The following is a 10,185-nucleotide window of genomic DNA, read 5'->3' as shown; positions in this document are numbered from 1 at the left end:
AACGGTCTTGGTTAAGGCAAGTAGCGTGGAGTAGGGACGCGTTCTTGTCGGCTTAGTTGGTTTTTACTTGATGTCTAAAATATCACTTTTTAATCAAATGCCCGCTATTTGCGCTTAACCGATGTTGTAGAGCGTATTTATGTTCCAAATTTGTTTTGAAGATATTTCTCAACTTCACTCTCTTTTAAAAATTGAGAGTAATCTTGAATACTGAGAATATCTTTGACAACTTTTTCTTTATCTCCGACTTTCTCGTAATAAGCTTTACAAATCATATAACCCATCCAATAACCAGCATTTCTTGGTCTTGATTTACTTTCTTGTTGCCAAGAATTCCATATACTTTTGTTTTTATCGTTTTTAAAGTCGTTCCAAACTTTCAATTCTTTGCCTTTAAACTTTTTATAGTTTGCATCTGTTTCTCCGCTTATTAACTCTGCTATAAATTCTGCGGAACCTTCTCTAAGGCTTTTCCAGAGTAATGTGTTTCCATCTTTCATTTTATCTTGATTAAAATGAACGAGTTCGTGACTCACAGTTACTGGAATATGTTTTCTTTCCATACTTATTCTTAGAATATCATCATTCCATTTGGCGGTATCTGATTTTGGAGTTCTGGCAAGCATTTCAGTTCCAATCAATAATCCATTTTTTGAAATTGTACCGTTGGATTGGTATTTTCCTACTAAGAAATAAACATCTGGAAATTTAGCTTCTGGATAAAGCTTTTCAAAATCATTAAAATTTTGTTTTATCTGATTTTCTAAATCCTTTAAGTCGGTTATATCCATTCTTATGGATTGATAATAATATTTAAATGTTAAGATAAATTCTGAAAATTTTTTCTTTGATTGAATTTTAGTTTTGTAGAAATCATTCAACCCTTTAGAACCTTTTTTGAAATAATACTTATTGAAAATTTGTTCTGCTTTACCTGAATCTTTTATAGCCAAATCAAAAGCATTGTAAAAATGGTCAATATCGGAAGTTACCATTTCTGAATCTGTAGGTTTTTCTGTTGTTTTTAGTCCAGAATTAAATACGGAACAGGATTGCAATGAAATTAAAAATAGGAGTAATAAAATTGATCTGTCAGACATTTTTTTATGCAAAATTCTCTTGTTTAAATATGCTCTACAACGGTCTTGGTTAAGGCAAGTAGCGTGGAGTAGGGACACGTTCTTGTCGGCTTTGTTGGTTTTTAATTAGGTTCTAAAATAACACTTTTCATCTGATTGCCCGCTATTTGCGCTTAACCGATGTTGTGCATAGTATCTATCCTCAATTATTTTTGTGAATACTTCTTTTTAAAGTTCGTAGGTGTTATTCCTGCCTTAGATTTGAAATATTTTGAAAAGTAAGCATAATCTGAAAATTCTAAAGTCTCAGAGATATTTGATAACGAGCTATTCGAATGTACAATTAATCTTTTTGCCTCTAAAATCACTCGGTCAGAAATCATTTGATTAGTAGTCTTATTAATTGTTTCTTTTACTACTCTATTTAAGTGCTTTGTGCTGATGTTTAATTTGTCAGCATAGAACTTGGGTAATTTCTGCTTGTCATAGGATTGATCCAATAAATGTTCAAAATTTTCTAAGATATGTAGATAGCTGGAATGAGAATTGTTTGATAGATCGAGATCGGAAGTGTATTCTCTGGTTAGATCAATATAAATATCATTTATAATATTTACTATTTTCAAGTTTCTAAAGATTTCTGAATCAACATACTCTTGATATAAATCCTTGAATTTTTTTTGAAGATCGTGATGATTTGATTTCAATGAAATTACAGGGGGATTTTGATAGGAATAAAAAAACGGAAAATTGGTAAGTCTATGGTTCACAAATGTCATTTCATAAAATTCTTGAGAATGAAAAAAGATAAAACCTTTTGGTTGTGTATCAAATTTCCAGAAATGTGTCTGTCCTGGTTTTAAGAAAAAAACTTTTCCTGGATTTATAGAATATGAATTAAAATCGATTTCGTGTGTTCCAGTTCCTTCCGAAAATAAAACACACAAATAGAAATTATGGCTGTGGGGTTTATTAATTAGATCTTGATTCAAATTGATATGTTGTGAAAAAGTGTTTACATAGACATCTTTTAAAACCTTGGAGTTTTTGAATTGATCAATATTTAAAACAGTTATTTTCATAGTAAATGTCTCAAAAGTACAAAAATGAGCGTAAAAAATATATCATTCAATCCTGGATTTGCTGCTAAATTTGTGATATAAATTTAATCGGAATATGAATAAAGTAGAAGGTGTTATAAAAGGTAAATGTCCTAATTGTAAAAATGGAGATATTTTTGAAACGAAAGGAAATATTTTTCTATTCCGCATGCCGTTAATGAATGATAAGTGTAAAGATTGTAATTTTAAATTTGAAAAAGAAACTGGCTTTTTCTTTGGAGCTATGTTTGTCAGTTATGCTATTGCTGTTGCAGAGATGATTGCTAGTTTAGTAGTCTTCTGGATGTTTTTAGATTTATCACCATTAAAAGTGTTTTTCATCATATCAGTTATTGCTGTTGTTTGTAGCTCTTTTAATTTTCGAATGTCTAGGGCTATTTGGATATATATGTTTTATTAATTGATCTGAAAAGTCACTGTTGGATATTATGCACAACGGTCTTGTTTAACGCAAGTGTCGTGGAATAGGGACGCGTTCTTGTCGGCTTTGTTATTTTTTACTTGGTCTCAAAATTAACATTTTTCAGCAGAATGCCCGCTATTTGCTGTTAAACGATGTTGTACACTGGCTTTAGTTCAAAATATAAATAATGAAAAAATGTAATAAAAACCCACAAACTTAGCGCTAATACAATAGGTTTCATTCCAGTAGATTTCAAATCTTTTATAGAAATGATTGAACCTACAAGAAATAATGTGATTATTAATAAACGCTTAGCCATTAATACGATAAAACTACTAGCTGTTGCAGGTATAATATGTTAACGATTAATTATTACACGTTAAATTAGTATTCATATATTCTGGAATATTCGGTCAATCCCTCTTATGTTTCTACATTGTTTGAGAAACCGTTAAAAATATTTTTAGTGGGTCTAATAATACAAGCATTAGCCTTTATTTCTTTCTAAATCGATTAATTACTTGTTCCTTTAAATTGTATGCAAAAAGAATTATCTAATCCATCCGTGTTTTTCAAAAAACACCCAACCTTCTTCACTTTTCATAAATTCAATAAAATCCTTTGCTTCAGGATCTGCTTTATCATTTGTGACTAGAGTTAAATCTCTGTAAATGATTCGATCAATATCAATTTTTACTATATCAGCTTCATCTGGGTGGTCAATAACCCAATAGTTCCAAGTTATCCAGGCATCAGCATTAGGTTGTTTAAATGCTTTAAATCCGGCTCCACTTCCTTTAGCAAAGGCAACTATATTCTTTCTGAACTTTTTTAAATCATCTAACTTTCCTTTACGCCCAACAATGTCTTCCCAAACTCCAGTACCAGATGTGTTATAGACTCCAGCACCTTCTACCACAACAATACCTATATTAGGTTCAAATAGGTCATCGATACTTTTAATATTTTTAGGGTTTCCTTTTTTAACAGCAATTACTGCTGGTCGTAGGTAAACAGGTTCTGCCTTATCACTATCGAATTCTGTATAAGTTTCTAAGAATGCAGTCATTCCTTGTTCAGCAGTTCCCCAGATTATATCAGCATCATTTTGTGCGCTTTTTGTCCATTTTGCTTCTGGTCCAAAGATGACTTCTACTTTGACACCCGTTTTTTCTTGAAATTTATTGGCTGCATCAATTATTGCAGGTTGGGGTCCTCCAGCACCATATATTTTAACAATTCCATCCGCAGGCTGATAAATAATTTCTGGCTCGAGAATTTCGGATGTTAATTTATCATTACCCGCTTTTTGTTCACTGTCTGATGTTTTTTTATTCTTAATATCAGAACAAGCTGATAATATCAAAAAGAGAACGGAAATAATTATTGCATTATACTTTGTTATCATCTTATCTTATTTTTAATTCATTGTTATAATTGTCACCAACGTTTCTGTTGATTAGTTATACTCCTTCAGTGCCTAATTTAATAAATAAACCATAACCATTAACCGTGGGAAGGTATAAAATATGAAAGTGTTTTCATAAGCAGGCGAGGATCTAACAGTTAATTTACAAATTGTTATGAATTTGCTTTAATTCAAAATATATATTAATGAGAATATTGAAATAAAAATCCACAAACTTAGCGCTAATACAATAGGTTTCATTCCAGTAGATTTCAAATCTTTTATAGAAATGGTTGAACCTACAAGAAATAATGTGATTATTAATAAACGCTTAGCCATTAATACGATAAAACTAGTAGCTGTTTCTGGTAAAATATGGTAACTATTAATTAGTATCGCAATAATAAATAAAACAATAAAATATGGGATTTTTATTCTTTCACCTTTTGTTTTGAATAAAAACATTGAAAAAATAGATAGAGGGATAATCCATAAAGTTCTAGACAGTTTTACTGTTGTTGCAATTCTTAATGCTTCATCTCCATAACCTAATGCAGCTCCAACTACCGAGCTTGTATCGTGAATAGCAATTGCACACCATAAACCAAATTGTTCTTGTGTTAAACTTAGAAAATGTCCAACTGCTGGAAATACAAACAATGCAATAGAATTTAATAGAAACACGATACCTAAAGCAATACTTATCGTTTTACTTTTAGCTTTAATAACTGGCGAAATTGCAGCAATCGCACTCCCTCCACAAATTGCTGTTCCAGATGTGATTAGATGACCAAGTTTTAAATTTAATTTCAAAACTCTTGTTAACAGTAAACCTAGCGTTACAGTTAGAAATATTGAATATATAGTCAAACTTAATCCCTCTTTACTTGTTTCTAAAGTTTCTTTGATAAACATTCCAAATCCTAATCCAACAACTGAAATTTTTAGAAAATAATGGATTGCTTTATGGCTGTATTCTTTAAACGGATTATTGAAAATAATGGTATATATAAACCCAAGTAACAAGGCGCTTGGACTGTTTATAACACCTAAAAGTGCAACAATAACTATAAGGAAGTAAACTGTTTTTGAAAATATATCTTTCATATCATTTAGTACTATTTGATACAAAAGTAGATTGAATTAATAACCTATAAGCAAATTAATTTGTTATTGGAGATAACTAAAAGTTATAATTGAGACGGATAAATTTCTCAAAATTTTCCAAAGAACTAGAAAGATAACCTGTTCTTTTTACAAAATAAAACCATCTCTCAATACTTAAGCCTTTTATGTCTATTATCTTCAGTTTGTTATTTATCAAATCATCCTTAATGGCATTGATTGAAAGAAGTGCATAGTCAGTTGAGTTATACAGATAGTTTTTAATAGCTTCGGTACTGTTCAATGTTACTACACAATTTAATTTTGAAATATGATTATCATTTAAAAAAGTGTCTATAATTTCTCTAGTACCAGAACCTTTTTCACGTTCAATCATTGGAATCTTTTGTAGCGTTTTTATATCAACACTTCCTTTTTTAAACGAAGTATTGTTAACATTGGTTACTAGAACAATTTCATCTTTTATAAATTTTTCAAAGTGTAGTTTTGGGTTAGAAAAATTCCCTTCTGTAATTCCAAAATCGATTTCCTCATTTAAAATTAAATTTTCAATATTTTCAGAATTATTACTAATTATATTAAATTTTGTTTGAGGAAATTGCATTCTAAACTTTGCTATCACTTTAGGAATGACATAATTGGATAAGGTTGTACTTACTCCAAAATTTATAAATTTCGGGAAGGTGTCATTTTTATGTAGAAATTGCTCATCCATTTCAGAATATATAGCCAATATTTTATTGACATATATAAGAAATGATTTTCCTTCTAATGTTAATTCAATGGAGTTCCTTTTTCTAACAAAAAATGTTGTTTCATATTCTTGCTCTAAATTTTTAATTGCTTTAGATATGGCAGGTTGTGAAATATACAATTGCTCGGCAGCTTTTGTAAAACTTAAATGTTTAGCAACAATTTTGAATATGTATAATTTTGTTTTCATGAGCTTGTGTACAACGGTCTCGGTTAACACAAGTTGCGGGAGTAGGGATGCGGACTTGTCGGTTTAAGTATTTTCTTACTTAGGATACTAAATTACACTTTTTCGATAAAACCCGTTATTTGTGATAACCGTTGTTGGCTGTAGTTTATTTCACTAAAGCATCTTTTTAATTGCTTCTAAACTGGAATTAAGTAAAGAAGGAACCTCTTTTTTAAATATTTGATTTTGTCTTACGTCTATTAAATTTGTAACATCAATAGCTATGCAATATATTGGGTCAATTTCATATTTATTTGAATAATTAATATCTAAATATTCAAATAAAGCTTCTGTGAAAATTCCAATTTCTGCAGTTTCAAATCCATCTTTTTTAGCAACAAACCATGTAGCTCCAATTTTGTCAATTCCATTCTCTTCATATGTATAAACATGTTGCGGTCTAACTTGAATTGGTAAGTCTAAAATTTTAATTATCGATTTCTCTACAGGCTTTGAAATATATTTAATCTTAGATTTTGGTTTAAAACTCTCAAAATTAAAATCTTCAAAATTATGTAATATTTCGATATTTTTTTGATACATAATTTTAGAAGTTTTGGATTTGGTCAAATCATGTCTACCTAATAAATCATCTATTTTATCTAAAATTATATCTTGATTTTCATCCTTAAAATATTGACTTATTGAGCTTATTGAAGTTGTCCAATAGTCTCCGCCATTTGAATTATCTTTTTTTTCTTTTGTTTTTTTTAAGTTTTTTAGAAGAGTCATTTTTGTACTCTCAGATTTTTTTCTTCTGAACTCAACAATTTTGGCAATAGGAATTTTTTCCATTTTTTAAAGTTTATTATAAAATTAATAAACTTTAACTGTTGCGGATACAATTTTGTAACTTATTTATTCACAATAAATTACAGCCAACGGTCTTGTTTAACGCAAGTGGCGTGGAGTAAGGACACGAACTTGTCGGCTTTGTTGTTTTTTACTTTGTCTCTAAAATAACATTTTTCACCACAATGCCCGCTATTTGCTGTTAAACGATGTTGGGCATAGTTTTTTAGTTACTTAGCCAACTATGATAACTTATATTGTCCCAGCCATAAATTGAAATAGAAACACCTGAATTTTCTTCAATATTTTCTCTTGAAAAGTTCTCGAGTATTGATTTTAAATTTTCAAATTCTTCGTAATCTGTGTATTTAAAGTATTTAGAAGGCTGGTTAACCCAATGTCCATCCGAAGAAGTAGGATAAGGTATTCTTCCTTCTCCTTCAAAGTCAAATTCAGTGAAATTAGGATTTTCTTTGAGTACTTCTAAAAACTGGTCATAAATTTCTGTATTATCAGTATTTGTCCCAGAGACATAAGCAAATGAATTGTGAGGATACCTAAAAGTTTGATTGAATAATAAATGCGTAAAATTATTATCAATAATGTTTATAAGTATCTTTTCTTCATTTATTGAAATTGAATACTTGTCAATAGTATTTCCATTGATAAAAGTTATTTCGTTAATTTTTTCTGGTAAATCAATGTAAGAAATTGCTGGACCAATGGCAGTGAGGCAAGTTGTTGGAACTGAGATTTCTTCAAATCTTATTATTAGTTCATTACCTTCTATAGATTGCGTTGTAATTATACTATAATTATCGCAAGGAAATTCTTTTCTTGTTATTAGTTTAAGTTTTAAACCAGGATTTTCAGATATATTTGAATTATTATAAATTTCTACTGGCATAAAATTAATATCCGTTTCTATAGAACCGATATTGTCATCATCATTTTTGCTACAACTTAGAGCAATTAAGGAAATAAGAAGTACTATAATTTTTTTCAAGTGTTCCATTTATATATAAGATAGTAAAATTTTCGAAAGGTTGTGTAAAAAATTATGCCCAACGGTCTTGGTTAAGGCAAGTAGCGTGGAGTAGGGACACGTTCTTGTCGGCTTAGTTTTTATTTCTTGGTCTCTAAAATATCACTTTTCACTGGAATACCCGCTATTTGCGCTTAACCGATGTTGTGTGTAGTTTACTGAACCTTTCTTGTTAAGCTTTTCATATTTTGAAGTAGAGATAATACGGCTTGTTCATTATCATTTATTAAGTTCCGACATTCTTCTTTACTTATTTTAGTTGGAGAAATAGATTCAAAAACTATAATTCCATCTGGATTTTCTGAGGTATTATCATCATTCAGGGTTCTAATATAAAATGATTGACTTTTCATTCTAATTGCTCCTAATCTGGAGTCAGTGATATTACAATTATTTCTCATGAATTTTTTATACTCCCTGCCATTTTTGACCCATTTTGGAGCATCATTTATAGTCAGTTCTCCCTCATTCCATGCTTTACCAATTAAACCTTCGTTATCTTTGTATTCATAAGTTGTTTGACTATTATTCGATGGATTTTTAGCATATCTTCCCAATAAAGTGAAATGACTTCCTTGATGTTTATAAATGCTTATTCTTTCGTTACCACTTGTAAAAAAACCCTTAAATAAGTATAGAATATTATTACTGCATAAATTATAATATTCTTTATGGTATAATTCAATTTCTCTTTCTAAATTTTTATTCTGATTGACTTGTTCTTGCAAAGATAAATTATGCTTATTTCTTTTAGCACTAACTACTATTGCAGATAATAGAATTATAAAAAAGAAAATTAATAAAAGACCCCAAGAATCTTCCCAAGTATTATCTCCCACAAAAATTTTATCACTATCGGACATTATATCAATCAGTGTCAATCCAATAGCTCCAAAGGCAGTTAAAAACTCTGATAGATACTGATAAATATAATTTCTTATTGTTGGGATAGTATTCAATCCTAAGATCAATAATATAGGAATGATTATATATAAAATGCCGACCATTAATTTTTGAAAATTTTAATTATTAAAGTATTCGGCTAAATTATATTTTAAAAACAACAAAAAAGTCAAATAATGGCTAACGTTATTAACGAGGTATTAACGAAATATGGAGTAAAGACGTTAATTTGCTGTATTTCGATGGTAAATTACACACAACGGTGTTGTATATGGCTCGTAGCGCGTAAATTATAAAATTATTTTCGGTTAAGCACGAGCCGAATTTTTTAATTTTCTTATTATCTTTTTTTATCAATAAGCCAAATTAAAAAATTTGGCGGACTTCCAAATATGCCTTAACTTCGATTGAGCAACTAATTAGCTATGAGCTATATACGGTGTTGGCAGCTGCCTTTTCTATTCAAATAATTTTATTGTATAATCAAATAATTCAGTATTGCCCCATTTTCCGTGTCCTGGAATCACAATTTTGGCATTGGGATATTTCTGTTTAACTTTTACTACCGTTTTTGACCATTCATTAATGTTGGCATCTGCTAAATATCCTTTGCTCGCTCCAACCTCCTTAATCAAACAGCCGCCAAAAACTGCCTTGTCATTTGGAAAATAACCTACAATGTTGTCTTTTGTATGGCCTTCTCCAAAGTAATCCGCATAAACTTTCTTATTTCCAATATCTAATGTGAGACTATCAGTAAAATCTTTTATTGGTTGAGAGAACTTTTGACCATTCTCTTTTAATAATTCTATAGTTTGTTTAGAAGCATAAGTTGGAATATTATGTTCTTCAAATTCTGCTAATCCACCAACACAATCGTTATGAAAATGAGTTGGGATAAGAGCTATTATTTTACATTTTAGTTCTTTAGTTACGAAATTGATTAATTCTATCGAACTTTTCTTGTCAGTTGGAGTATCAAAAAGAACACCTTCATTTTCATTTATAACTAACATACCATTACAGGCAACTTTTCCAAAATCGTCCGTATTTAAATAGGAAATATGTTCATAAATATGATTTGATAGTTTTTTAATTATTAGATTTTCTGTTTGATAAATTATCAAGCTGTCGATTAAAGGTTCGTTCGTTGTTTCATTATTGGTTTTTTGATTTGCCTGATTATTTTTAGAAGATGATTCCTTACACGAAATAAAGGTCAAACCTAAAAAAAGAGTGAATGCTAATAATATTTTCATATTAAATTTTGTTCTTTATTTACGAGTTGCTTTTTAGGTTGCTGCCAACGTGCACGGTTAAGGACAAG

10 protein-coding genes are annotated in these 10,185 nt (G+C 29.6%); 1 reads left to right on the top strand and 9 read right to left on the bottom strand.

Annotated elements, in window-relative coordinates; translation table 11 throughout:
* Positions 1-137: 137 nt before the first annotated feature.
* Both B2U95_RS00640 and B2U95_RS00635 read right to left on the bottom strand, forming a co-directional pair.
* Positions 138-1,100, bottom strand: a complete 963-nt coding sequence (locus tag B2U95_RS00640) for a DUF2268 domain-containing putative Zn-dependent protease (RefSeq protein ID WP_296311316.1) — start codon at positions 1,098-1,100, stop codon at positions 138-140.
* A gap of 185 nt (positions 1,101-1,285) precedes the next feature.
* Positions 1,286-2,161, bottom strand: a complete 876-nt coding sequence (locus B2U95_RS00635) for an AraC family transcriptional regulator (RefSeq protein WP_296311313.1) — start codon at positions 2,159-2,161, stop codon at positions 1,286-1,288.
* 94 nt (positions 2,162-2,255) lie between these two features.
* Here B2U95_RS00635 and B2U95_RS00630 point away from each other — a divergent pair, with 94 nt between their 5' ends.
* Positions 2,256-2,600: a DUF983 domain-containing protein gene (locus tag B2U95_RS00630; RefSeq protein WP_034894714.1), complete on the top strand. Its 345-nt coding sequence runs from the start codon at positions 2,256-2,258 to the stop codon at positions 2,598-2,600.
* A gap of 553 nt (positions 2,601-3,153) precedes the next feature.
* Here B2U95_RS00630 and B2U95_RS00625 read toward each other — a convergent pair.
* The 7 genes from B2U95_RS00625 to bla all read right to left on the bottom strand — a co-directional run bounded on the left by B2U95_RS00625 (position 3,154) and on the right by bla (position 10,117).
* Positions 3,154-4,011, bottom strand: a complete 858-nt coding sequence (locus B2U95_RS00625; protein WP_084553688.1) for an extracellular solute-binding protein — start codon at positions 4,009-4,011, stop codon at positions 3,154-3,156.
* Between the two features lie 186 nt (positions 4,012-4,197).
* Positions 4,198-5,118 carry a YeiH family protein gene (locus B2U95_RS00620; RefSeq protein WP_028284073.1) on the bottom strand — a complete coding sequence of 307 codons (921 nt, stop codon included), beginning with the start codon at positions 5,116-5,118 and terminating at the stop codon, positions 4,198-4,200.
* A gap of 76 nt (positions 5,119-5,194) precedes the next feature.
* Entirely contained in the window at positions 5,195-6,079 is an 885-nt protein-coding gene (locus tag B2U95_RS00615) for a LysR family transcriptional regulator (RefSeq protein ID WP_028284072.1), read from the bottom strand.
* 153 nt (positions 6,080-6,232) lie between these two features.
* Entirely contained in the window at positions 6,233-6,913 is a 681-nt protein-coding gene (locus B2U95_RS00610; RefSeq protein ID WP_296311298.1) for a hypothetical protein, read from the bottom strand.
* A 223-nt stretch (positions 6,914-7,136) separates the two neighbouring features.
* Positions 7,137-7,925, bottom strand: coding sequence for a hypothetical protein (locus tag B2U95_RS00605; RefSeq protein WP_296311296.1), 789 nt, complete (start codon positions 7,923-7,925; stop codon positions 7,137-7,139).
* A gap of 185 nt (positions 7,926-8,110) precedes the next feature.
* A complete protein-coding gene (locus B2U95_RS00600) occupies positions 8,111-8,962 on the bottom strand; it encodes a hypothetical protein (RefSeq protein ID WP_296311293.1) in 852 nt (283 codons plus the stop codon).
* Between the two features lie 354 nt (positions 8,963-9,316).
* Positions 9,317-10,117: a subclass B1 metallo-beta-lactamase gene (gene bla / locus B2U95_RS00595; RefSeq protein ID WP_296311290.1), complete on the bottom strand. Its 801-nt coding sequence runs from the start codon at positions 10,115-10,117 to the stop codon at positions 9,317-9,319.
* Positions 10,118-10,185: the final 68 nt, after the last annotated feature.

The sequence above is a fragment of the Winogradskyella sp. UBA3174 genome (assembly GCF_002364335.1).
GTDB lineage: Bacteria > Bacteroidota > Bacteroidia > Flavobacteriales > Flavobacteriaceae > Winogradskyella.
Note: the sequence above shows the minus strand (reverse complement) of the source record. Positions and strands in the feature narration are given on the sequence as shown.

Coding starts and splice junctions, on each gene's coding strand:
- B2U95_RS00630 (WP_034894714.1), top strand. CDS start 2,256: ATGAATAAAGTAGAAGGTGTTATAAAAGGTAAATGTCCTAATTGTAAA.
- B2U95_RS00625 (WP_084553688.1), bottom strand. CDS start 4,011: ATGATAACAAAGTATAATGCAATAATTATTTCCGTTCTCTTTTTGATA.
- B2U95_RS00620 (WP_028284073.1), bottom strand. CDS start 5,118: ATGAAAGATATATTTTCAAAAACAGTTTACTTCCTTATAGTTATTGTT.
- B2U95_RS00610 (WP_296311298.1), bottom strand. CDS start 6,913: ATGGAAAAAATTCCTATTGCCAAAATTGTTGAGTTCAGAAGAAAAAAA.
- B2U95_RS00605 (WP_296311296.1), bottom strand. CDS start 7,925: ATGGAACACTTGAAAAAAATTATAGTACTTCTTATTTCCTTAATTGCT.
- B2U95_RS00615 (WP_028284072.1), bottom strand. CDS start 6,079: ATGAAAACAAAATTATACATATTCAAAATTGTTGCTAAACATTTAAGT.
- B2U95_RS00640 (WP_296311316.1), bottom strand. CDS start 1,100: ATGTCTGACAGATCAATTTTATTACTCCTATTTTTAATTTCATTGCAA.
- bla (WP_296311290.1), bottom strand. CDS start 10,117: ATGAAAATATTATTAGCATTCACTCTTTTTTTAGGTTTGACCTTTATT.
- B2U95_RS00635 (WP_296311313.1), bottom strand. CDS start 2,161: ATGAAAATAACTGTTTTAAATATTGATCAATTCAAAAACTCCAAGGTT.
- B2U95_RS00600 (WP_296311293.1), bottom strand. CDS start 8,962: ATGGTCGGCATTTTATATATAATCATTCCTATATTATTGATCTTAGGA.